The following is a 24,964-nucleotide window of genomic DNA, read 5'->3' on the forward strand; positions in this document are numbered from 1 at the left end:
AATAGTCACCTGCATCGCATATCGTTTTATAAGTTTTCTTCTGCAAAAGAGGCTAAACGACTACGCACAACGCCGTTCAAATTCACCGTTGCACTGCCCTCAAAGTGCTTAAAGCGCTCCACTAGGTAGGTTAAACCAGATGTGACAGGGGTAAGATAATTACTGTCGATTTGTGCTAAATTACCAGAGCAAATCAACTTAGTGCCTTCCCCACAACGGGTAATAATGGTTTTCAATTGCGAGGCCGTTAAGTTTTGACTCTCATCCAAGATAACCACTGCATTTTGAATACTGCGGCCACGCATGAAGTTCACCGACTTAAACTGAATGTTCGCCTTCTCCATGATGTAATTTCTGCTTGAAATTGGGCTTTCATCATTTTTGTGTAGCACTTCTAACGTATCAGTGATTGCGGCTAACCAAGGCGCCATTTTCTCTTCTTCCGTTCCCGGTAAAAAACCTATACTTTCGGCAATTTCGGGGGTATTACGCGTCACAATGACTTTGTCGTAAATACCTTTTTCGATAATCATTTCCAGTGCGCTGGCAAGTGCTAATAGCGTTTTACCACACCCAGCAGGCCCCGTTAGGATCACAAGCTCAATATCTGGGTCAAGCAACGCATCCAGCGCCATGCCTTGATAAATATTTTTTGGTTTTACCCCCCAAGCCATTTGATGCATGAGACGTTCACGACTTAGATCTTTTAACGTAATATGCTCGTCGTCAAAACTATCCACTCGAGCTGCAAAGTGTTCTCCATCATCAATTAAATACTCGTTACAAAATACATCAGGCAGTAAAGTTTTAGGCACGTGATGTAGGGTGTAGCGCCCCTGTTGCTCTGATGTGCAATCGCCCACATTTTGCCAAAAGTCGCCTGAAATTTTTTTAAACCCAGTGCTAAGTAATTTAATGTCGTCGATTAACTGGTCGGTACGATAATCTTCAACAAACTTTAAACCCGCCCCTTTAGCCTTTAAGCGCATATTGATGTCTTTGGTCACCAAGACTACTTTTTTTTCACTGTATTGCTTTTGCAGGCGAACGGCACAATTAATAATGCGGTGATCATTTTCATTACCGGGCAAGCCAGAAATGCTGTCTGGAAACAAATGATCGTTCACAATTATTAGCTTACCACGTGCAAGTGGCCCATGTTCTTTATCTGATTGGATACTGGGTAAACGGACTCCTTCTAGCATTTGTTCTGGGGAGGCGTCTCTTAGGACATCGTCTAGGCTACGAATAGCCACTCTAGCGTCACGACTTACATCGCGCTTTCTATCTTTAATATGATCTAGCTCTTCAAGTACGGTCATCGGGATGACTACGTCATGTTCTTGAAAGGAAAGATAAGCGAGGGGTTCATGGAGTAGTACGTTGGTGTCAAGCACGTACACTTTTCTGTCGAGGTCTTGATCTTTTCCCATAGCGCATTCCTGTCGTTTGCAATGATATATGCTATACCCTTTAAATTCGTTGGTGGTTATACCAATAAACATAAGGCTATAAACCAAGTTTAGTCTATTTGTCATAAAAGTCCGTTTCATGACAATCAAGCGCTCAATTTTTAAGCAGCACTAGGTACTCTGTTTCCGCGCTTTTTAGGTTTTTGAATATGCACATTCGGCAACAATAAACAAGATTGAACAACAGCAAGCGAACGGGTAACATAGCCGCCTTTTTTCTGCTTAAGACGAGACAAACATGAATTTTTCCTTAGGTCAGCGCTGGATCAGTGACACAGAATCAGATTTAGGATTAGGCACTATAGTGGCTTTGGAAGGCCGCCAAGTAACGATATTGTTCCCAGCCAGTGGAGAAAACCGCGTTTATGCCATGCAAGAAGCACCCGTCACCCGCGTTATTTTTAATCCCGGAGATGTTATTCGTCATGTTGATGAGTGGGAATTACAAGTAGAAAAAGTTGAGCTTGAGGGCGAGCTATTGTGTTATCACGGTATCCGTCTCGATACAGAAGAAAAAACCATCCTAAAAGAAACCTTTCTTGATCATTTTATCAAGTTTAACAAACCACAAGACAGGTTGTTTGCAGGTCAAGTGGACCGCTTTGACCGATACACATTGCGCTACCAAACTTGGCAACATCAGTTTAACCGCCAGCAATCACACCTTAAAGGTGTTGTGGGTCAACGCGCAAGCCTTATTCCTCACCAGCTTTACATTGCGGATGAAGTTGGTAAACGCTTTGCGCCACGTGTATTACTGTCTGACGAAGTGGGTTTAGGTAAAACGATTGAAGCGGGTATGATTCTACATCAGCAAATTTTGACCGGTCGCGCTAACCGAGTGCTCATCGTAGTACCTGAGAATCTGCAGCACCAGTGGCTGGTAGAAATGCTTCGTCGTTTCAACCTGCGCTTTTCTATTTTTGACGAGGAACGCTGTGATGAAGCGTTCGCTGACTCCCCCAATGTGTTTGAAACCGAGCAGTTAGTATTAGTCAGCCTTGAATTTATCACCAAAAAACGCCGTTGGTTTGAGCAAGCAACGCTTGCTGACTGGGATTTACTGGTTATTGACGAAGCCCATCACCTGACCGTAACAAAAGAAAAGCCCAGTACCGAATATCAGCGCATCGCTGAATTAAGTCAGGATATCCCAGGCTTGATCCTGTTAACAGCAACACCAGATCAGCTTGGGCATTACAGCCACTTTTCCCGTCTAAAATTACTCGACCCAGATAGATTCTACGACTACGACGCATTTGTAGCAGAAGAAAGCCAATACAAAGAAGTGGCTGATGCCGCTAACCAGCTGTTACAAGACGGGGCTTTGGACGACAAGGGCCAACAGACCATTATTGAACTGCTTAAAGAAACTGACATTTCAGACATATTGGGTAACGCACAAGCGGGTGATGAAGCGGCTAAACAAGAGATCCTCTCTATGCTTTTAGACCGCCATGGCACAGGCCGAATTTTATTCCGTAATAGCCGTAGTGGGATTGACGGCTATCCGAGCCGTAAGCTACACAGTTACCCCGTTGCTCTACCTAAACAATATAAAACAGCCATGTCGGTACTTGGCACCATGGGCGGCATACAAAGTGCTGAAAAGTCAGCGTTGCGAGCATTATTCCCCGAAAAGATCTTTCAAGAGTTTGAAGGTGCTGGCAGCGGTTGGGCGGCATTTGACCCACGCGTAGACTGGCTCATCGATACGCTTAAATCACTGAAACATGAAAAGGTGTTGTTGATCTGTGCTGAAGCGCAAACCGCTATCAGTCTGGAACAAGTGTTGCGCGAACGCGAAGCAATCAAAGCCGCAGTGTTCCATGAGGGCATGTCAATCGTTGAACGTGACCGTGCAGCGGCATTTTTTGCGGATGAATACGACAGTGCACAAGTGTTATTGTGTTCAGAAATAGGCTCAGAGGGGCGAAACTTTCAGTTCTCGCATCACCTAGTGCTATTTGATTTACCGCTAAACCCTGATTTACTTGAGCAACGCATCGGCCGCCTAGATAGAATTGGTCAAAAATATGATGTGAATATTCATGTACCTTACTTTGAAAACACCGCACAAGAAGTGCTATTGCGTTGGTATCAAGACGGCTTAGATGCCTTTGAAACGACCAGTACTACGGGCCAGATGTTATACAAAGAGTTTTCTGAAGAATTGCTTGAGTTAATTGGCGAGCACAACTGTGACGAAGATGTACTAGACCCGCTACTAGAGCAAGCTGCGAAGAAAAACGCAGTATTGCGCAGTCAGATGGAGCAAGGCCGTGACCGACTTTTAGAGCTACATTCAAGCGGTCAAGGTAAAGCAGAACGTTTGGTACAAGATATTGAAGCGCTTGATGACGACGTTGTTCTACCTGCATACATGATCAATGCATTTGATATTTTTGGTGTGAACCAAGAAGATAAAGGTGAAAATACCATTATCCTGAAGCCGACGGAACACATGTTAAACCCATCGTTCCCTTGCTTGAGAGATGACGGAATAACCGTGACCTTTGACCGTACGACCGCGCTATCACAAGAAGATGCGCACTTTATCAGTTGGGATCACCCAATGGTACAGGGCACCATGGATATGATCTGTGATGATGATTTTGGTAGTGCTTCTGTGGCCTTGTTGAAAAACAAAAAGCTCCCCGTGGGCACTTTCTTCGTGGAGTTAATCTTTATCGCCGAAGCTTCCGCGCCAAAAGCTCTACAGCTGGGTCGATTCTTACCGCCAACGCCGGTTCGTATCTTACTGGACAAAGCAGGCAACAATTTAGCGGCAAATGTTGCGTTTGACGCTTTCAACAATCAACTTTCTGCTGTAGGTCGTCAAACAGCGAGTAAACTAGCAAACGCGTTACAAAGCGCAATTCATCCGCTTATCACTCAAGCCAATACCTTAGCAACGCAGGAGTTGGATGCGATTCAAGCTCAAGCACAACAGAAAATGCTAGAAGTCATGGCCGATGAACAGGGCCGCCTAGTGGCGCTCAAAGCCGTCAACCCGAACATTCGCGATGAGGAAATAGCGGTATTTGATAAGCAACGTACCGAGCTGACTAATCATATTGCCAAGGCTCAACTTAAGCTTGATGCAATCCGCTTAATCGTGGTGACCCACGACTAAGAAAAATGCATAAGGCCAAGTGCAACGCTTGGCCTTTGCTTTACGCTTTTATCACCAAACCTGACACCATATTTTGCGATTATCAAAAACCCCGTTAAAATGTCGCGCTTGTTTCATTTAAGGCCAGACCTGTGTTGTTAAACTATGCGCCACCGCGCGACCCCTATTTAGAAATTTTGTATCAAGATGATCACATGCTTGTGATCAACAAACCCAGCGGCTTATTAACTGTGCCAGGTAAGGATCCAAAACATGCGGACAGCGCAATCAGCAGAGTCAATACGGTGTTTCCAAACGCGCGCATTGTGCACCGCTTAGATATGGCAACATCGGGAGTGCTATGTTTGGCAATGAGTAAAGCGGCACACCGCTTTTTAAGTATTCAATTTCAAGATAGATTGACGAATAAGCACTATATTGCCCGCATCCATGGTAAGTTAGCGCAGCAAAGCGGTTCGGTGGACTTGCCACTCATTTGTGATTGGCCAAATCGCCCTAAACAGATGGTGTGTCACGATACGGGCAAACCTTCGTTGACGCACTTTGAAGTACTCAATTATGAACAGCACGCCACCCGAGTGAAATTAACTCCCATCACAGGTCGCTCACATCAATTACGCGTACATATGCTGTCACTTGGCCATGTGATATTGGGCGATAGACTTTATGCCAAAGACAAAGCGCTGGCTGCAGCACCTCGTTTGCAGTTACATGCCGAGATGCTACAGATTTGTCATCCTGATACGGGCCAAATGATGACCTTTAACGCCCCTGTGCCATTTTAGTGCTGATTAAACAACCCTAATGCACTTGCCGTCATTGCTCTGACGCCCGTTTTTATAGTCAGCGGATAGTCTGGAGCGAATTGACTTGAGTGCAATGAAGGTAGCGTATCGCCATTTTTCTGTGCTTTTTGATAAAGCTCAGGTTCTACCCCACCCAGCCAAAAAATAGTGATTGGGATATTTTCGTCGGTTAAGCCATATAGGCCAAAGTCTTCTCCCGCCATTACCGGCTCAGACTTCATGACATTATCCGCACCAAGCTCTTGTTTAATTGCATCCGTTACTTTGGCCGCTAAGTCAGGGTCATTGTATGTAGAGGGAATGGTTTCGTCTGTATTGACGTACACACTCGGTGCCATGTCCTCTGGCAGCCCTGCACTCAAAGCAATCCCCTTGGTCATACGCTCTATGGTAGCGATTTGCTGCTCTCTTACTTTAGGGTCGTAGGAGCGCAGCGTCAGTTGCAGTTTCACCTCATTCGAGATGATGTTGTGTTTTGAGCCCCCATGAATTGACCCCACAGTGATAACCGAAGGTTGCAGCGGTGATATCTCGCGACTGGTAATCGTTTGCAAGGCCAGTACAATGCGCGAGGCCAAGACCACAGGATCTACCGTAGTGTGCGGGTAAGCACCGTGACCACCTTTACCTTTAACGGTAATATCAACCGAATCCACATTCGCTAAGGCATAACCCGGCGCGATGGCCACTTTGCCAGCGGGTACTGAGGCACTAACGTGTAGCCCTAACACATGATCAGGTTTGGCAAACTGGCTAAACAGCCCCTCTTTGATCATAGCTTTAGCACCAGCCCCCACCTCTTCAGCGGGCTGTGCCACCATCATTAAAGTACCTTGCCAATTGGCACGCAACGCCACAAGTTGTTTGGCAGCACCTATAAAACTGGTCATATGAATGTCATGCCCACAGCCATGCATCACACCAACTTCGTTATTATTGCTATCTAATACTTTTACTTTTGACGCATATTTTTTGCCCGTCTGTTCAATGATGGGCAGCGCATCGGTATCAGCTCGGATCATTACAGTGGGACCCTCACCATTTTTAAGCAAGCCAACTACACCATGCCCGCCCACCCCTTTTGTCACATCAAAGCCAAGCACCTCTAGTTCTGAGGCCAAACGCGCAGCGGTGTTTTTTTCTTGATAAGACAGCTCTGGGTTTTGGTGCAGGTGTAAATATAAGGACTCCAAATACGATATATCGGATTTAACATTGTCCGCAAGAGATAGCGCGTAGGCCTGGCTTGCAATCAACATAGGTAAACACATGATCAGCTTTTTCATTATTATTATTCCCACTTCCTTAAGTCAGACCTCAAATTAGCAACTAACACCTAGTTACACAATATTTAGCTATCCATGCGGAATGTGTGTTCATTTACAGTTGTTTGAAAACTGGATTAAAAGCTCTGATATTGCTGACCTATAATTTAGTAAATACCTGTTGCCAATCTTACAATTTTCACCACTCTACAAGCGCCCAAAATAAAACCAAAATGTACTAAAAAAACCAATGATTACACTCCTATACATTCAAACTTCCAGACGCTCATTTATTATAAATAAGCATATAAAATACACAGTGGATAACAAAAACCGAACAAAATTACCTTTTTAACGATAAGAAAAATCATTTATGCACCTACAAAAGGAAATATAAATTTTTTTACCATTTCACCTTTGACAACTGTTAAATAATAGCTAACTTTGTAACAACCTTTAAATAAAGGTTAATAATCTAATAATTATAAATAGGAACAACATGATGAAAAAATCTCTTCTTACTTTGTCTATCGCCTTCGCCATTACCAGCACTAGCACGTTAGCTCAAGAACCAAGCTATCAAGGTGCAGCAGCCGATATGGAAATTGCTAACACCTGTATCGTGCGTTTTAACGATGGCGTATCAAAGTTTGATGTTGAAGGCAAAGCTCGCGGCATGGTTGCTAAAGCAAATGCTCAAGCAAAGCATATCTATAAAAACAGTATCAAAGGTATGGCTGTGAACATGAGCTGTGAAAAAGCTAAAGCAGCATTTTCAGGTAACACTGACATTATGCGTTTCACTCCTGATGGCGTAGTACACGCAAGCCCAGCTGCAAAAGGTAAGCCAGGTGGCGGCGGCAGCCAATCTCAACAAACACCTTGGAGTGTAACGCGTGTAGGTGGTCCAGTAGATGGTAGCCAGTATACAGCTTGGGTACTCGATACTGGTATTGACGTAGATCACGCTGATTTAAACGTTGATACAAGTAAAGGCTTCTCGGCATTCACTAAAGGTCGTGATGCGGGTGTAGATGACGGAAACGGTCATGGTACACACGTAGCAGGCACCATTGCTGCGATCGATAACAATATTGATGTAGTGGGTGTAGCTGCTGGCGCATCTGTTGTACCAGTAAAAGTACTGGACTCACGTGGCTCTGGTAGCTGGTCTGGCGTACTGGCCGGTATTGACCACGTTGCTGCTAACGCAAGTTCAGGCGATTGTGCAAATATGAGCCTTGGTGGTGGTTTTAACCAAGAGCTAAATGATGCGGTTGAAAATGCAGCACAGCAATCAGGCGCTTTCTTTGTTGTTGCAGCAGGTAACGAAAGCCAGCACGCTGGTAACGTTTCACCGGCTAGTGCATCACATAACCGTGTTTATACTATCTCTGCAACGGATTCAAACGACCGTTTCGCAAGCTTCTCTAACTATGGTAACCCACCAGTAGATTACGCAGCACCAGGTGTTAGCATCTTATCAACTCGCAATGGTGGCGGAACAACAACGATGTCTGGTACGTCAATGGCATCACCAGCGGCTTGTGCGGTTATTATGATGAGCAACGGTAACCCAAGTGTAGATGGTAAAGCGACTAACGACCCAGATGGTAATGCTGACAGCATCATTCACCTGTAATTTCCCAGTAACAAAACGGCGCGCTTAATTTAGCGCGCCGTTTTTTAGGCTAAGTCTTTTCCAATCCAAACAACTTTCCCTATGATCTCTAATTGTTCGAGTTCATGAGGTTGCACGTGTTGATCCACATATTCTTTATTGTCGCTGATGAGTCGAACCGAGCCATCCAAATACTGTTGTAACCGTTTAGCGTAAAGCTCTTCGCCGAGTCGTACCACATAAATTAGCCCTTCACTTAGCTTTTTATCCGACAAGTCAACCAAAATAGTATTGTTATTGTGAATCGTCGGCTCCATAGAGTCACCTTTGGCAAACACAACAGCCAACTGGCTTTTATCCAAGCCTTTATAATCAACCCACTTTTTTCTAAAAGCTAAATGACGCTCAATACGCGCCGCCCCATTAAAGGCACCATGACCTGTACTTACAGAGATGTGATAGCCTGGCACCAGAATAAACTCTTCTTCGAATTCATCAACACTAACAACACGTTGACTCAATAAAGGTGATGTATCGGATTTGCTTGAAGCGTCACCAACCCCCTTTACCAACCACATAAAATCCACGCCTGCTTGTTTAGCAATTCGCTCAATAACACTCAGTTTTGGATCTTCTCCTTTTAGAATTCTACGCAGCGTGCCCTCTGAAACACCTATTTTTGACGCAAAGTTACGAATACTGTCTGGCTTAATGGCTTGCTCTACACGCGCAGAGAATGACGCACCCCCTCCCTCTTCAGTCACCGCATTATCGCTATAATTTTCATACATATATGATTTCCCTTATTTATTAAGAGTAAAAACACGCGTTTCTTGACACAGTTCAAATAAAAAGTGACGTAATCGCTAAAATAATCATTGAAATGCGTAATTTTTAGATCTAAAATTTAAAAAAATACGCACAACAACCTTTGGGAATTCCCTGTCAATTTCAATCTATGCGTATTTAGTGCTGCATTATACATCAATTTATGAAGCATTTCACTGGACATTAGTATTTTTGCGTAATAAATGAAGGAATTTATACATTATGCTTTCACAGATTAACATTCAAGCCAATCGTACGCCCAAAGGGGCTGATATTTTAAAGTTTGCCCGCAAGTGTCGAGGCTTTACTCAAGCCGAATCAGCAGCCAGTTATGGTATTGAAGAGCGAACACTTAGGCGCTGGGAGAATAACGAATATAACCCTCGCTGGAATGACGTGATAGGATTGCTAGAAGATGTTTATTCTCTCGATGTAGCACATGTGATTTTAGGTATGATCCACACTGATGAATAAGCCCAATAACAAATAACAAATAACAAATAACAAATAATAAAGATAATGAAATGATAAAAAAAATAGAGACCGAGCGCCTGATTGACGTACCCAAGCAGCTTCCTCGTACCTCTGGGACGTTCTCCCGTACATTTGGCACTGTCATGCTGCGTATGTTGGGCTGGCGTATCACTGGTGAGTTTCCTCAATATGGTAAATTTGTAGCAGCGGTCGCGCCTCACACATCCAACTGGGATTTCTTCGTGGCTATTTCGGTAAAGCTCAGCCTTGGCATTGAAATCAAGTTTTTAGGAAAACACAGTATTTTTTTCGGACCAATCGGTTGGTTGCTAAAGAAAATGGGTGGTATTGCGGTAGAACGAAGCCAAGCTCACGGTATGGTTGCACAAATTACCGACGTGTTTAACCGCTCTGATGCCTTAATTCTTGGCATTGCCCCTGAGGGCACGCGTAAGAAAACCGCCAAATGGAAAACCGGTTTTTTACATATCGCTAAATCAGCCAACGTACCCGTTGTGCCTATGGCGTTGGATTACCGCAACAAGCAATTTGTCATTATGCCCACACAGCATATTCAAGGCGACATAGAGCAAGAACTACAGCGGTTTTGTAAGCTTTTTGATAAAGAAATGGCTAAATACCCACAGCAAGTCTCTGGAGATTAATTCGACGCACAGTCAGCATATTTTGTCGCAATATATTCGCAGCGAACATTACGTTGCCTATACTGGGCAAACCAAACACAAATAATAAAAATGATATGAAAAAAGCTTTATCTAGTTCTATTTGCACGCTTGCTTTAGTTTGCGGGCAAGCTTTTGCAGACACCACAGTGCTTAATGCAAAAGCCTACATCGATGTGGATTCAGGTGAGCGCATCAGTAACCCTAGCTTATTGATTGAAGACAATCGCATCGTAAAAATTGCTAAACAAGGTGAGTTACCAATTCCAAGTGATGCAAAAGTTATCACGCTAAAAGATAAAACCTTGCTACCGGGGTTAATGGACATGCACGTACATTTAACCGGGGATCCGTCAGATAACTTCTTAGCTGCACAAAACTATTCAATTCCAAGAAAAACCGTTAAAGCGGTAAAAAATGCCCAAACAACACTGTTAGCTGGCTTTACAACAATACGTAATCTTGGTTCACCCGGCTATAGCGTTATTGCGGTTCGAGATGCCATCAATGCACAAGAAGTGATTGGCCCAAGAATTTACAGCGCAGGCAATGCCATTTCAATCACAGGTGGCCATTGTGATGATAACTTTAGCGCACCGGAGAAAAAATCAGTCGCGGCGGGCGTCGCCGATGGACCTTGGGCGGTGCGCGCTAAAGTGAGAGAGAATATCAAATATGGTGCGAACACCATCAAAATATGCGCGACAGGCGGTGTGTTCTCTAAAGGTACTAAAGTTGGCGTTCAACAGTTTTCAGAACAAGAATTGCAAGCAGCTGCTGAAGAAGCGCATTTGCGCGGCTTAGTTATTGCGGCCCATGCCCACGGTACCAATGGTATTAAAGCAGCCATTCGCGCGGGGATAGATAGTATAGAGCATTGTAGTTTCATGGATGACGAAGCTATCTCCTTGGCAAAACAGCACGGTACTTATTTATCCTGTGACATTTATAACACCGAGTACACTTTAGCCTTTGGCGAAGCCAATGGGGTACCCGAAGAGAATATCAACAAAGAGAAGTTAGTTTCAAAAGCCCAGCGAGAGAGTTTTCGCCGCGCAGTAAAAGCCGGACTAAATATGGTATTTGGCTCCGATGCTGCAATTTATCCACATGGAGACAATGGTAAACAGTTCTCGCGCATGGTGCAGTTTGGGATGACCCCATTACAGGCGATTCAAGCTGCTACCGTTAATAGCGCAGCACTACTCAAGCAAGCAGATTTAGGAAAGATCTCAGAGGGCTACCTTGCCGATATTATCGCCCTTGATGGCGATCCTTTGCATGATATTACAGCGTTGGAAAATGTCAGTTTTGTCATGAAAGATGGTCAAATCTATAAGCAGTAAATACCGTAGAGCCTGCTCTATAGCAGGCTCAGAAAAACCACACGCCGAACTTTCCAAAAATACAGTCGTTCATTTTTACAATTATTTTACAAAAAGTAAATTTACTCTACCCTTGTATTTATGCCGTGCCTAAACATTGGCTGATAAAAGTAAAAAAGGACTTCAACAGGGGTAGACAAAAAATGGAACAAACGACACACAACGAGCCATCATCTAGATTATCATCCATCGATTTGTTACGTGGCTTAATCATCATTTTGATGGCATTGGATCACACCAGAAACTATTGGGGTGTGACTCCATTTTCCCCTACCGATCTGGAATTTAGCAATTGGGCATGGTTTTTCACCCGCTGGATCACGCATTTTTGTGCACCGTTGTTTGTTTTTCTAACGGGTGTTAGCGCCTTTTTATATGCTCAAAAAGTACAAGATGCTAAACAACTACGGCACTTTTTATTTACCCGTGGCGTGTGGCTTATTATCCTGGAGATTGCGCTTATCACACCCAGTTGGCAAGTCAGTTACAACACCATAGTGCTACAGGTGATCTGGGTTATTGGTTGCTCAATGGTATTACTTTCGTTGCTTATCAATATGAGTACAAAGTGGATACTCCTGCTAACACTGCCCTTTTTGCTGTTACATAATGCTGTTAATGATACGGCGATAATGGGAGCGTTAGGCTCTTTTGCGTGGCTATGGCAGATGTTACATGTGCAAGGAGCTATTACCTTCAAGAGCTTAGGTATAAGTACATTTATAGCCTACCCATTAATCCCTTGGTTTAGCATCATGGCATTGGGGTATGTGGTGGGTCAGGTGTATACTTGGTCGCCACAGACACGCATTCCATTTTTGACCAATTTAGGATTAGGGCTTATCATGAGCTTTATCCTGCTCAGAGCCACAGGCATTTATGGTGATCCACAAAACTTTGTTGCACAGCAAAACACCATCACCTCAATTTTATCATTTCTAAACACACATAAATATCCACCCTCTTTGCAATATACGTTGATGACGATAGGGCCAGGCCTCATCCTGTTGGCACAATTAGAAAAACTCAACAGCAACGACAACCTATACAGCTACCTCTGCTGGCTTAAGGTATTTGGTGCTGTACCGCTGTTTTTCTACGTGATCCATGTGCCTATTATCAATGGTGCTGCACATCTCTACACTTGGTTTAAATTTGGTGAACCCATCAATATGTTTTTTGCTTTTAATAAGTTACCGCCTAACTATGCGCCTAGTTTATGGTTAACCTATTGTGTCTGGCTATTATTACTTTGGGCCCTTTATTATCCTTGTAAGCACTATGCCAACCTCAAAAAACGCTCTAGCAACCCAGTGTTAAGTTATTTGTAAGTTCACATCAAGATGGTGCAATTTTAATCCCATAAAAAGGACAAAAATGCACTTTGAGGGACAAAGGTGAATTTTTAATTACTTTAGTAAAATATTTGTAATGTAAAATAAATTCATTTAGTGTTTCTAAGGTAAACACTCAAGTTGATGTTTACTAATAAAAAATTACGAATAACACGGGAAACACAATGAAAAAAACCAACCTTAGCCTCCTTATGGCCCTAACGATGTCAGCCAACAGTATTGCATTTACGCAACTCGGTGGGGGTGGCATTATGCCAATGGGCCATGAGTGGCTAACACGTACTGCCGCCTTGGAATTGCTAGATGCAGAGCATGTTATTAGCCCCGACCCTAACGATCCTCGGCCAACTTGGCAGTATGGACTGGCAAAAAATACCGACCTCAGTAGTGCCTACAGTGAAATATCAAAGATCAGTGCAAACACCAATGACAATAGCAATTATCAACCTCGCTTTGATAATGTGTACGCTGCAATAGTGGGTGAACGTTGGGTGGATATTGCTGGATTCAATGTATCTAACGCCAGTATTGATCCCACGGGTCCAAATTGCTTCAGCGCAATCTCTCAAGAACCTGCGGATTTGCAACAAGATCACTTTATGCGTCGTTATGATGATGTTGCGGGTCAAGGTGGTGTCGACGCAGCCCGCCGTGGTCAACAACGTTTTATTCAACACTTTATTGACGCTGCAATGGCACAGCAAAAGCGCATTAAAGTGTGGGATGGTGGCGGTTACTCCGCACGAGTTGAAGTCGATCATAACTACTTTTTATTCGGCCGCGCAGTTCATCTTTTCCAAGACTCATTTAGCCCTGAACATACCGTGAGACTACCGCAAGATAACTTCGAAAAAGTATGGCAAGTCAAAGCTTACTTGTGCTCAGAAGGAGCCGAGCAGCATAGCCACGACACTAAGGATGTCGTGAATTTCAGCAGTGGTGATGTGATCTGGCATGAAGATACCCGCTTAGACTCCGGTTGGAGTAGCTACAAAGTCAGCAGCATGAAACCTGTGGCACTAGTTGCCCTTGAGGCCAGTAAAGATCTATGGGCTGCGTTTATTCGCACTATGGCAGTACACCCAGAACAAAGAGAACAAGCCGCTCGACTGGAAGCGCAAACATTGGTGGATAACTGGCTCTCATTTGATGAACAAGCCATGCTCAGCTGGTATGATGACCAGCAACGACGCGATCACACCTATGTACTTGCACCGAACGAAACGGGTCCAGGTAAAACGCTTGAAGAGTGTATGCTTGAGCTAAATGTTGGTACCAGCAGCCAATCAGCGCGTGTTGCGCAACTTGATGCCGAGCGTCGCCAATGCTTGTATAACATTGAGGCACAGCCGGGTTATGAAGATCTCTACGACCCACACATGGATATGCCTTACAATTGGCGTTGGAAATCTCTCACCTGGCAAACCCCACCTAGTGACTGGCAAGCCACACAGCACGCCGCCGACAAAGGTGAAACTATCAGTTTTCAATCGGCGCTAAACGGTCAACCTGTTCACACACAAGAGGATCTCACCAATGACGCCAGATTGGTAGCCACGGCTGGCACTGCCACTGAGTTTATTAAAGTCCCCACACCCGACGGCGCGTTTTATTTACGAAGCAAGCAAAACCCAGAGCTATTCTTTAGCTACAGCGCAACCTCATCTGGCTATGCAAAATTGGTTGATTCACCACGCCAATCCGCTTATCAATTTATTTATCAAGGCGGGGTTTGGAATATTAAAAACACCTACTGGCAACAGTATTTCTGGCTAGACAGTAGCGATAACAGCATACATCTCAACCGTGATGGCGAACCACATCATAGTTCAGCAAAATGGATCCTAAACCAATAGTAAGTAAACGCAAATCAAGGCAATGTCAGGCTTAGCGCCTGTCATTGCCTTTTTGCTTTAGTACCGAGCGTTACAGCAGGGTTATTTTATATCTACCTCAATTGTGGTGCCATGATTGGCTCCCTCACCCAGCGTTGATACAAAGTACCAACCGGGCTGGAGACCATCTAGTCTGAGATATTCATCACTACCGAAGCGCTGCGACGAAAAGTCATAGAAACTGCGACTTGGCCAAAACTGTCCAACATATAAATCTGTGTTACCCAAGCCATGCTGAGTGCGGATCTCTATTTGACTATCTGGTTCAGTAATCTTGATGTAAAAGTGGCTGTCTCCTGCGCCCACACACACCGCCTGCTTATCAAATAATTGGCCATGATTTAGTGGTGGCATAGATTGACATGTATCGAGCAGCTCTTTTGGCTTTTTCGCACCTTCTCTAAGTGCACTTTCATAACTTGCTGCCAGCATCACTGATTGATAGGGTTTAGAGTCGACAATAGAGACATAGTGAGTGCCCCTATTAACAGTCACTGCCAACACTTGCTCGGTACTCATGACTTTTGAGCGCACCATGGCATTACTTGGTGTCGCCCATTGTCTTGGGTTGTAGAGCAAACGTGTAGTGCTTTGTGCGCCGCGAGTACTTAAATACAACGTGGTATTGTCATGCTCTACTTGCACTTTAAAATACTGCATTTGACCACTGACACACTCGGCTTGATCAAGCTTCAATATATCTCCTGAGCTTGCCGTATCTCCTTCTCGACAGTTAGCTGGCAAATATAGCGGTACGCCCAACTCATTTTTGGCACGCAGTTGTAAACCATCTGGGTCCCCTTCATGAGGTTGCGGCAACCAAGCTTGCAAACAGGCAGCATCCTTTACACAGGGGTCTGTTAATGCTTTCATAAAGTTGGCCATATCAGTGAGTTCTTGTTCATTGAGTCCAAGAGGCACGAGCACTGGCGCACCGTCAGCAATTTCAAAATCTACGATTTTGGCCGCTTCTTCGGTATTTATTTCAGCATCAACAAACAAAGATTCACAATCCGCTCGGTGTTTAAATTGCGCCTGCTGACACCACACTTTATTGTCGAAGTAATTACGCAATGTGGCGCGATAATCGTTGTAATGATCCATCACCTCTTCTAGCGTGTCATAGTTCCCCGCGTGACCGTACGGACCTGTTACTTCAATGTTCAACAAAGTGCCCGAACGAAAGCTAAAAATATCAGCCTCGCTATTGTTACGATGCATTCGGCCTAGATCATTGGTTGTGGTATCACCCGCCCCCGTACCTGGACCAATTTGAGGAAACGCCAACCTGTGGTAATTGGATACCTTGGTTTGCGTAAAGCTATCGGTGTTATGGCAACCAATACACTGCGTGGGCGTATCCATTGGCGGTTCACCACCATCTGATGGCGGCGGCGGCAGGTATAAATATAAATATGCGCCACGTTTTTGCGATTCGGTGATGGCTGATTTATCCCCTCGGATGTAAGCAAACCATGGGTTATCGGTAAAATTCATGGACCGCTGATATGCTGCGATGGCTTTGCTGATATTTTTAAAAGTGACCACTTCCTCACCAGATGAGGCGCTGTCACCATAGACTTTCTCAAAGTGTGCTCGCCAGTTATTTTTAAATAACTCCCCCTGACCACTGCCATAGTCGCCAATTCTTGCGGCTAAATGTGCTCGTACCGCTTCGTTGGACTGCCCCTGCATAAAGTCAAAACCACGCATCTCGGACGCGGTAACGACAGGAAAACGCGCCTGTGCTTGCAACAGGCTGTTTCCTGCGTTTGGATCAGCCTGTTTATAGGGAACATCGGGTGTACTGATCCCACGTTCTGGATTTAGCCAATCCAAAAATTCAACACGCGCATCGCGAAACAAACTACGCTTTTCAGTCCAAGCGTTAAAAATGGTAGGTGAGTTTCTTGGTACGTATAGGTTGCCAGTCAGTGTTTCTCTGCCCGGCCCCAGTACATCTTCATCTTTTGCCAGCGTACCAATTGGCAAGGCTAAACCATCTCCTCCACCTAAATAGGGGTGATGGCAGCTCGCACATGCAACGTCTTTATTACCGCTGAGCGCTTTGCTAAAAAACAATAGCTTTCCAAGCTTTACTTCGGGGTCATCCACGGCAGGAATATTTGCGCCGCTGGTTAAATCTCCAGTCAGTTCATGCTGCGCTATCAACTGCGCAAGTTTGGCATCTAAATCCGGTTCTGCGGATGGAAGTACGTCACTGGCAACCACCTTGCTGGCGACGATGCACAGACTGACCAGTAGAGTAATCCGTCTTCTCATTGTTATCATGTTAGTTTCCTTTGCTAGTTTGAGAATCATCTCAAAAGCGAAAACTAACCCAAAAAATTTACATTTGCAAAATACTAAATACAAATCAATGAAATTAAATTATAAAAATTTATCTTTCAACAATTTAACAGAAAAAATATATAAATAACTATATAAAACATCGTGATAAATAGCTGCAGTTTACGTGTGAGTTACGAGTAAAGTTAACACAAGGTTAACTTTACAAGGTGGTAATTTACACGTTCCAAAACCCAAAAATCATCACTTATAACTAAACAACCTACGCTCACTTTAATAAAATGCTACCCAGGGTAAAAATGGCTTGTGTAAACTATGGGTTTTCCAAGGAGCTTTTATGACGATTACAAGACAACATACCAACCAACGCATGAGCCGCATTGTTACGCATAACAACACCGTCTATTTATGTGGGCAAGTATGTGAAGACGCCAGCAAAGGCATCACCGAACAAACCCAAACCATGCTTGCTAAGGTTGATGATTTACTCGCACAAGCGAACAGCGATAAATACCACCTACTCAGTGCAACAGTGTATATCAGCGATATGCAGTATTTTGCGCAAATGAACGCCGTGTGGGATGCATGGGTGCCTGAAGGTCACGCCCCCGCAAGAGCCTGTGTACAAGCCGCAATGGCTCGTCCAGAGTTATTGGTAGAAGTTTCCGTGATCGCAGCTGTTAAAGAAAGTTAGTACCTACACACATGATGGCCTGTGTTCTGAGAGTGAGAGGCTTCGCTTATAGCACCCTCTCTTTCTCAGTCTGCTCAAAAGACTAATTGCTGCTATGTTACAAGCACAAGCATCTAAAGGCCCCCATAAGTACACCGCAAATTATCAGATCTAAAATAAAAACCGCCTATACTGAATATTATTGTTACAACTAGAAGACCTATCTTGAAAAAGCTGTATTGCCTAGTGGTGGTTTTTATATGTTTACATGGTTTGTATAGCCCAGCGTTTGGTGCTCAGAGCAAAGCGTTAAAGCCACTTACTTTATCAACGACCAACGACCCAAGAACTCCCTTGTATCAAAAAACAGTGCAAGTGCTGCGCGTTGCATTGGCCGAGCTGGGCTTTACCTTGAACGTAATAACGTTACCAAGCAAACGCAGCTTAAGCTGGTCCAACATGGGCAAGGTAGATGGCGAGCTATTCAGAGTCAGCGATTTAGACCTTGCAACCTACCCGAATTTAATACGAGTCAACGAGGCCATCGCAGTAATTGATCAATCTGTCATAGGTAAGTCAGGTATTGTGGTAAATGGCTGGCAAAGCATGCAACACTACACCATCGCCTATGAGCGAGGCACCGCTTTTTTGGATAAAAATCAAGCGCGTTTTAAAGGTGTGATCTTAGTAGATGACTTTGATCAAGCCATCGAGCTTATCATCGCCGGTAGGGCTGATATTACGGTGACAAGTAAAGCAACTGCACAGCGCTTAATGAAAAATTCACCCCTTTCATCCCACGAGATAAAAATCCATAACCCTCCTCTAGTTGAAGTAAAGCTACATACCTATATCAACAAACAACGCCACCCAGAACTCCCTCATCAACTTTCACAGGTGCTTAAAGTAATGAAACTTGATGGTCGCTACGGCAAGCTGAGTCAATTGACAGCCACCAGTAGATAATATCCTTTAGCTTTGTGTTCGTTTTAAGAGCTTTTGCTTTACTCTTGGCAGCAAGCCATTCACACGTATCAGCCAATACATCATAAGCAACAAAATAATAAGATCTGCGTACTCAACTAGCAAAAAGTGACGAATATCCTCAGGGGCATGCTGTAATCCTTGGCCCACAAATGAACCCACCGCAATAAACATGGCAAAACACATACGCCAAACGTGACGTGACAAACGGGTGCGTTGACTGATTTGTTTAGCCATTATGTAGCGTAGGTCCAACATCACACTGGTTATGGCAAGCACACCAAACATGAGATACGGCCCTACAGAGAACCCTTGAAATCGCCCTGTTTCAGACTGGCTCACCACATACACGCAGTAAAAACTGTACAAGCCAATGGCAAGCGCAGCGTACATAAGCACATAGTGACCACTCGCCTGTCTCGACTGTGAAGCTCTAAATACAGCCAAGGCGGTAAGTACCAAGTAAAGTGTATACATGCCCGCAATCATCGATATCATCATAGGCTTTATAAAAGCGACCACACTCCCTGTTATCGCCATTAACACCATCGCTATCACAAACCAGCGACCCGCTTTGATGTGCCCCACACCGCCTTTTTTCATAAACAACGCCGTATATCCGGCAAGTACCGCGACTGTGCCAGTGGCGATGTGGCCAAAAAGTATGATTGATTGCGCCATAACCGCTCCCAAAAAATAACCATAATTAAGATTTAGACTCATGCTATGCTCAACTTCTAAAGGTGTCGTCCAAGCCACTTAGCGAAGACAAACCAAATAAATATAATATTAATAATCAACAACATATTTTTTGTGGAAGTGTAGAATGGATCAATCATTTGAGATGTTGTTATCGGGAGTAACACTCGGTGTTGGTGGGTTTTCCTGCTATTTGATCGCCTATAGAATGTGCCAGCAGCCGTTTTATATTCCGCTTTTTATACTGCTTCTCGCGTTGACTTTTCTCAGCGCTGGGGGATCCATTTTTGCGGGCTTTGAGCAACATATATTTAGCTACATCGCAATCTTAGCACCATGCTTTTTACTGTTAGCGCCGAGCTTGTGGCTATACGCTCGCGCTTTGACTGCCAGCACCCCATGGTGTTTTCAACTATCACATTGCAAACACTATATTCCTGCATTCATGAGCTTGCTGCTTAGCTTTGCCATCTTGTTAGCACCCAACTCACTATTGCAAGAGATGTTTTTCAGTGACCAAGATGTAACACCTGATTTTTTCTCGGTATTCATCAGTGTTGGGACTATGCTCTCGATTGCTATATGGTTTTTGCAAACCGTGGGTTATTTATTCAGCTTGGCAAAACTCTCTCATAGCTATCACCTGCAACTGAAAAATGTTTTTTGTGATCTCACTAACAAGAAGTTGAAGTGGCTACGGCTTATCGTCGTAGCCATGCTGCTAAGTGGTACATGGGCTTCGTTGGCCATCATGGATGTTAATTTGGCTATTTTTGACGCCATTTGGGGCCAGCTACTGTGCTTATTGACAATATGGTGGTTGGGCTATTTTGGCTTAACGCAACAACCTGGATTTGCTGTTGTCTATAAAGAAAATCAACAGCAAGCCCAACAAAACGATACCGAAAACCCCCGCTATCAACGCTCGGCACTTAGCCCACAACAAAGCCAAAGCATCGCCCAAAAAGTACAACAAGCTATTGAAAGTGATAAACTTTATTTAGACTCACAATTGACTCTTTACAAGCTGGCTAAACATATCAACGAGCCTAGCCAGTATGTTTCACAAACGCTTAGTCAGGTCATGCAAACGTCATTTTTTGAATGTATAAATAACGCACGAGTTGAGGCGGCGAAAGACATGTTGCGGTCAGATCAGCACAACGTATTAGACGTTGCCATGTCTGTTGGCTTTAATGCCCGTTCGTCATTTTATAAAGCGTTTAAAAGTCGAACTAACATGACACCAAGTCAATTTAAAAAGTCTACTAAGCAATAGCCTGAAACTATACAGTACTCAGGTCTATACTTGACTAATAAAGCAATAATAACGGGGATGACATCAATGCTGTTAAGCAAGCGCGTTCGCAACATATTTTGCAGTGTTATTGCCGCCTGTTCTCCTACCATTTATGCCAGTAACGACACCGACTTATTTTCTTTAGATCTCACCGAACTGATGAACGTGACGGTTGAAGCAAGAAAGGTAGAAGAAGACCTACAAAATACTCCGCTGTCTGTGTCTGTAATGTCGAGAGAGTTTCTAGAACAAAGAGCACTAGATAACTTAGTCGACGCCGCCTATTTTATTCCCAATATAGACATCACCACAGTGGGTGAAAACTCAGGGTGCACCCACTGTGCTGGTATTACCATCCGCGGTGTCGGTCAAGTAGACCCCATTCCAACCACCGACCCTAGCGTAGGCCTTTATATCGATGGGGTTTATCATGCTCGCTCCGCAGGGTCCATTGTTAACTTTTTAGATATAGAACGTATTGAAGTGCTGCGAGGACCACAGGGCACGTTGTATGGTAAAAACTCGATTGGTGGGGCTATCAATATCTTGACTCGTAAGGTCAGTGACCAACAGCAAGTTCGCACCCAGATCACAGCGGGTGAGTTCAATCGTTTTGACGCTTCCTTCCTTCTCAATCAACCATTGAATGAGCAATGGGCTGCCAGAGTCGCTGTGGCCAAGTTCACCGAAGACGGTTTTGTTAAGCGACTTAATGGTGATTTGGAGGGCGGCCAAGACGAGTTGGGGGTCTTAGCTAAACTGCGTTATCAACCTTCAAAAAGGCTCAGCATTGAATTTAGCTTAGACAGACAGCTGCAAAATAATGGTAGCGCCCCATCGGTTCTTAGTAAGAAAAATGACGATGCCGATTTGATCTCACTGTATAATTTGGTCGCAACAGGCTCCCCAGCCATTGAACCACTTCCTGAACTACACACCTTTACAGACCCCTTTTTGAGTGCAGCTACCGCTGAAAACGAAAACCGCGTGAGCCAAACAGGATACCGTGGCACGATTGATTGGGATATTAACGAGCAATTACATCTAAAATCGATCACCAGTTACCGTACACTCGATGCCATTTATGGTAGAGATTTTGACAATAATCCCGTCAATATCGGTTTTACTCATGATGAACAAACTCAGCGCCAACTTAGTCAAGAGTTTAATCTCTCTGGCAATCAAAATAATGATTTTAAATGGCTGCTAGGGTTGTTCACCATAGATGAGCACATAGATTATAACTTTAGGTTTGTATTTCTAGAGGGCTTATATCAGGGTTTAGAAACTCTGCCCTCACCGCTTGATGGCTCACCTTTGAGCGCGCCTACATCCATTGGCGGGCCAAACAATCCTCTTAATCTCGCCCTCGATCTTGATAACACATTTAACAATGAAGTTGACAACCAAAGCATTGCCCTATTTGCGCATAGTACCTATCAATTTGCGCCCAAGTGGCATGTTACCACGGGGGCACGTTTAACTTGGGAGCGGAAAAAGCAGCAAGTGATAACGCGTTTAAATGTTGCTGATGTCATCGCGATTAATAGAACAGATAGCGCCCCTGATGGCGCCATTGAGAAAAGTTGGCGGGTTTTCTCACCGTTACTCGGACTTCAATATAGACCCACGAAAGATTTCATGTACTTTATTAACGCGGCACGTGGCTTTAAATCGGGAGGGTTTAATGGCGTTGCTAACTCGGTAGTATCCGCTCGCCCATTTGAGCCGGAATACCTCACTGCAATTGAATTGGGCGTCCGCTCAGAGTGGTTTGACAGTCAGTTACGCCTCAATGGCACTGCTTTTTTGCTCGAACATCGAGACATGCAATTACGCGGCGGTGAATCAGGGGAGAACTCCGGTGTTGAAATATTTATCGACAATGTAGGCAACACCCGAACCAAAGGTGTTGAACTAGAGGCCGAAGCACTGTTGTCGAAAACGGTTAACCTCAGTTTCAGTGTCTCTTATACGGACGCCAAATTCACCGATGTAGGTAATGCAACAGAAGTCACCAAAGCCAGCAAACTGATAAAAACGCCCCGCTGGACAACCGCTTTGAGCCTACGTAAAGTCTGGCCCATCACTAATCAACACAACCTTACAACGCGGCTGAGTTGGGCGTATCGCAGTGACATCTACAATGATGTATTTAATAACGAACACGCCAAACAAGATGCACTGTCGCTGCTGAATTTCTACGTTAGTTACCCTATCACCCAACAGCTGAAAGCATCATTTTTTGTCACCAATCTAACGGATGAATATCATGTGATAGGCGCTAATGACTTTACGGCTGCCTTTGGCGTAGCTGAGTATTATCTCGCCCCATCAAGGCGCTTTGGCCTATCGCTTAGTTATCAATTTTAATCTATCGGCTTTGACCTCATAAGTGGTCGGTGCAGCTTGGCATGGTATGTTGTTGTAACACAAGATACTATCTTGAAAATAATCAGAACAAATTAGCGGCCTTATCATGACAGCCATAACACAACTATTTCCCGTTTGGGCAGTCTTGCTCAGTACCATCGCACTGTTTTTTCCACACCTGTTTATCGATTTTAAATCTGCCATCATCCCCATGCTCATGGTGATCATGTTGAGTATGGGTTTAACACTCACAGGCCAAGACTTTTTACGAGTAATACAACATAAAAAAGCGGTACTGATAGCCGTGTTGCTGCAATTTACCGTGATGCCTCTAATGGCATACACCTTGGCAACCCTGCTCATGTTTGATACCGATTTACTCATTGGCATGGTGCTGGTCGGTACGGTGGCTGGTGGCACGGCAAGTAATGTGATGTGCTATTTAGCCAAAGGGGATGTTGCTTTATCTATCACGATGACCGCAATCAGTACCTTGCTTGGGGTGATGTTTACCCCCTTTCTTACTGCTGCGTTGATTGGACAAGTGGTTGATATTCCTGTGTCATCGATGCTCGCCAGCCTCTTGAAAATAGTTCTGCTGCCGGTAGCAATAGGCGTACTGATGAATCGCATTTTTACCAATAAGCTCAATCATATCAAACCCCATTTACCGTTCGTGTCGATGGCTGCCATTGTGTTTATCATTGCCATCATCGTGGCGTTAAATAGCGCTAAGCTGCAAACCATCGGGTTACTTATATTTGTGGCCATTGTCGTACATAACGCGACAGGGTTGCTGCTAGGTTACTGGATACCTAAATGTCTTAAGCTAGATGAGACCGTATGCCGAACCATCGCATTCGAGGTTGGCATGCAAAACTCGGGGCTTGCTGTTGCACTGGCAATGAAATTCTTTTCCCCTGCGGCTGCTATCGCTGGCACATTATTTTCCATATGGCACAACGTGAGTGGTTCAATTTTGGCAGGCTATTGGCACAAGCGTAGCATCAAAGAATCAAGCACAGCGCCTAAACCTGACGCAGAGTCACAAATAGAGCAATCATAACAGCCAATACAAAAAGCCGCCCTGAAGGCGGCTTGATTAGGATCAACAACGTAAGAAGGAAATGTTATAAGCTATTTTTTTTCGAGTAGCTTACTCGTACCAATTTCAATTTTGCGAGGTTTTAACGCCTCGGGAACTTCACGTTCTAGGTCAATGACTAGCAGGCCGTTCTCCAACTCAGCACTGAGTACTTTTACATGATCCCCGAGCTGGAACTTGCGCTCAAAGTTGCGCTGAGCAATGCCCTGATGGATGAAACGACGGTCATCATCTTGCTGTTTTTGTTGCTGCTTTTCGCCCTTAACCAATAAGGCATTTCCCTCAGACTGTAAAGATAATTCATGCTCAGCAAATCCAGCCACCGCCATGGTGATCTGATACTTATCTTTACCTAGCGCCTCAATATTGTAAGGAGGGAAACTAGGCTGCTTTTCATTTCGGGCAGCGGCATCCATTAGCGACGCTAAATGGTCAAAACCAATGAATGAACGGTATAGTGGAGATAGATCGACTGTTTGCATAATTTGTATCCTCATAAAGCAATAACTAAGCTGCTTACTCTTTAAAATAAACCAATAAACAGCATATAAAACATAAAGTTAAATTTATTTGGGACCCTATCGGCGTCCTCACAATCCT

General features: G+C 44.2%; 19 protein-coding genes. 13 read left to right on the forward strand and 6 right to left on the reverse strand.

Annotated elements, in window-relative coordinates:
* Positions 1–26: 26 nt before the first annotated feature.
* The gene (locus BET10_RS10970) at positions 27–1,433 is read right to left on the reverse strand and encodes a PhoH family protein (RefSeq protein ID WP_070985634.1); all 1,407 of its coding nucleotides are present in this window, start codon (positions 1,431–1,433) and stop codon (positions 27–29) included.
* 277 nt (positions 1,434–1,710) lie between these two features.
* Between BET10_RS10970 and rapA the strand changes: the two genes are divergently transcribed.
* On the forward strand, positions 1,711–4,608 hold the full coding sequence (gene rapA / locus BET10_RS10975) for an RNA polymerase-associated protein RapA (RefSeq protein ID WP_070985635.1): 2,898 nt from the start codon (positions 1,711–1,713) through the stop codon (positions 4,606–4,608).
* Positions 4,609–4,739: 131 nt separating this feature from the next.
* Complete coding sequence (gene rluA, locus BET10_RS10980) at positions 4,740–5,393, forward strand: bifunctional tRNA pseudouridine(32) synthase/23S rRNA pseudouridine(746) synthase RluA (protein WP_070985636.1); 654 nt, start codon at positions 4,740–4,742, stop codon at positions 5,391–5,393.
* Here the strand turns inward: rluA and BET10_RS10985 are convergent.
* Positions 5,390–6,700: an amidohydrolase gene (locus tag BET10_RS10985; protein ID WP_070985637.1), complete on the reverse strand. Its 1,311-nt coding sequence runs from the start codon at positions 6,698–6,700 to the stop codon at positions 5,390–5,392. The genes rluA and BET10_RS10985 overlap by 4 nt on opposite strands.
* Positions 6,701–7,178: 478 nt before the next feature.
* Here BET10_RS10985 and BET10_RS10990 point away from each other — a divergent pair, with 478 nt between their 5' ends.
* The gene (locus BET10_RS10990; protein WP_240503676.1) at positions 7,179–8,321 is read left to right on the forward strand and encodes a S8 family serine peptidase; all 1,143 of its coding nucleotides are present in this window, start codon (positions 7,179–7,181) and stop codon (positions 8,319–8,321) included.
* A gap of 44 nt (positions 8,322–8,365) precedes the next feature.
* On the opposite strand, the gene BET10_RS10995 is transcribed toward BET10_RS10990, so the two are convergent.
* A complete protein-coding gene (locus tag BET10_RS10995; protein ID WP_070985639.1) occupies positions 8,366–9,091 on the reverse strand; it encodes an XRE family transcriptional regulator in 726 nt (241 codons plus the stop codon).
* A gap of 259 nt (positions 9,092–9,350) precedes the next feature.
* Between BET10_RS10995 and BET10_RS11000 the strand changes: the two genes are divergently transcribed.
* From BET10_RS11000 to BET10_RS11020, 5 genes are all read left to right on the forward strand, one after another.
* On the forward strand, positions 9,351–9,602 hold the full coding sequence (locus BET10_RS11000; RefSeq protein WP_070985640.1) for a helix-turn-helix domain-containing protein: 252 nt from the start codon (positions 9,351–9,353) through the stop codon (positions 9,600–9,602).
* 50 nt (positions 9,603–9,652) lie between these two features.
* Positions 9,653–10,267, forward strand: coding sequence for a 1-acyl-sn-glycerol-3-phosphate acyltransferase (locus BET10_RS11005; RefSeq protein ID WP_170829138.1), 615 nt, complete (start codon positions 9,653–9,655; stop codon positions 10,265–10,267).
* 95 nt (positions 10,268–10,362) lie between these two features.
* Positions 10,363–11,631 (forward strand): Xaa-Pro dipeptidase, encoded by a 1,269-nt coding sequence (locus tag BET10_RS11010; protein WP_083330513.1) that lies wholly within the window; start codon positions 10,363–10,365, stop codon positions 11,629–11,631.
* Between the two features lie 182 nt (positions 11,632–11,813).
* Positions 11,814–13,001: an acetyltransferase domain-containing protein gene (locus tag BET10_RS11015; protein ID WP_070985642.1), complete on the forward strand. Its 1,188-nt coding sequence runs from the start codon at positions 11,814–11,816 to the stop codon at positions 12,999–13,001.
* 188 nt (positions 13,002–13,189) lie between these two features.
* Positions 13,190–14,881 (forward strand): hemolysin D, encoded by a 1,692-nt coding sequence (locus BET10_RS11020; RefSeq protein ID WP_070985643.1) that lies wholly within the window; start codon positions 13,190–13,192, stop codon positions 14,879–14,881.
* Between the two features lie 81 nt (positions 14,882–14,962).
* On the opposite strand, the gene BET10_RS11025 is transcribed toward BET10_RS11020, so the two are convergent.
* Positions 14,963–17,212 carry a cytochrome c peroxidase gene (locus BET10_RS11025; RefSeq protein ID WP_240503677.1) on the reverse strand — a complete coding sequence of 750 codons (2,250 nt, stop codon included), beginning with the start codon at positions 17,210–17,212 and terminating at the stop codon, positions 14,963–14,965.
* A 355-nt stretch (positions 17,213–17,567) separates the two neighbouring features.
* On the opposite strand from BET10_RS11025, the gene BET10_RS11030 reads away from it, so the two are divergent.
* Together BET10_RS11030 and BET10_RS11035 are read left to right on the forward strand one after the other, a co-directional pair.
* Entirely contained in the window at positions 17,568–17,924 is a 357-nt protein-coding gene (locus BET10_RS11030) for a RidA family protein (protein WP_070985644.1), read from the forward strand.
* A 204-nt stretch (positions 17,925–18,128) separates the two neighbouring features.
* Complete coding sequence (locus BET10_RS11035) at positions 18,129–18,869, forward strand: substrate-binding periplasmic protein (protein WP_139158541.1); 741 nt, start codon at positions 18,129–18,131, stop codon at positions 18,867–18,869.
* Between the two features lie 6 nt (positions 18,870–18,875).
* Here the strand turns inward: BET10_RS11035 and BET10_RS11040 are convergent, their stop codons facing one another.
* On the reverse strand, positions 18,876–19,568 hold the full coding sequence (locus BET10_RS11040) for a hypothetical protein (protein WP_070985646.1): 693 nt from the start codon (positions 19,566–19,568) through the stop codon (positions 18,876–18,878).
* Positions 19,569–19,713: 145 nt separating this feature from the next.
* Here BET10_RS11040 and BET10_RS11045 point away from each other — a divergent pair, with 145 nt between their 5' ends.
* From BET10_RS11045 to BET10_RS11055, 3 genes are all read left to right on the forward strand, one after another.
* Positions 19,714–20,865 carry a helix-turn-helix domain-containing protein gene (locus BET10_RS11045; protein WP_070985647.1) on the forward strand — a complete coding sequence of 384 codons (1,152 nt, stop codon included), beginning with the start codon at positions 19,714–19,716 and terminating at the stop codon, positions 20,863–20,865.
* A 66-nt stretch (positions 20,866–20,931) separates the two neighbouring features.
* A complete protein-coding gene (locus BET10_RS21990) occupies positions 20,932–23,259 on the forward strand; it encodes a TonB-dependent receptor (protein WP_070985648.1) in 2,328 nt (775 codons plus the stop codon).
* A gap of 103 nt (positions 23,260–23,362) precedes the next feature.
* Positions 23,363–24,325 carry a bile acid:sodium symporter family protein gene (locus tag BET10_RS11055; protein ID WP_070985649.1) on the forward strand — a complete coding sequence of 321 codons (963 nt, stop codon included), beginning with the start codon at positions 23,363–23,365 and terminating at the stop codon, positions 24,323–24,325.
* Positions 24,326–24,396: 71 nt separating this feature from the next.
* Here BET10_RS11055 and BET10_RS11060 read toward each other — a convergent pair whose 3' ends face one another.
* Complete coding sequence (locus tag BET10_RS11060; RefSeq protein ID WP_070985650.1) at positions 24,397–24,846, reverse strand: Hsp20 family protein; 450 nt, start codon at positions 24,844–24,846, stop codon at positions 24,397–24,399.
* Between the last annotated feature and the right edge of the window lie 118 nt (positions 24,847–24,964).

Origin of the sequence: Pseudoalteromonas amylolytica (assembly GCF_001854605.1) — a bacterium.
Taxonomy (GTDB): domain Bacteria; phylum Pseudomonadota; class Gammaproteobacteria; order Enterobacterales; family Alteromonadaceae; genus Pseudoalteromonas; species Pseudoalteromonas amylolytica.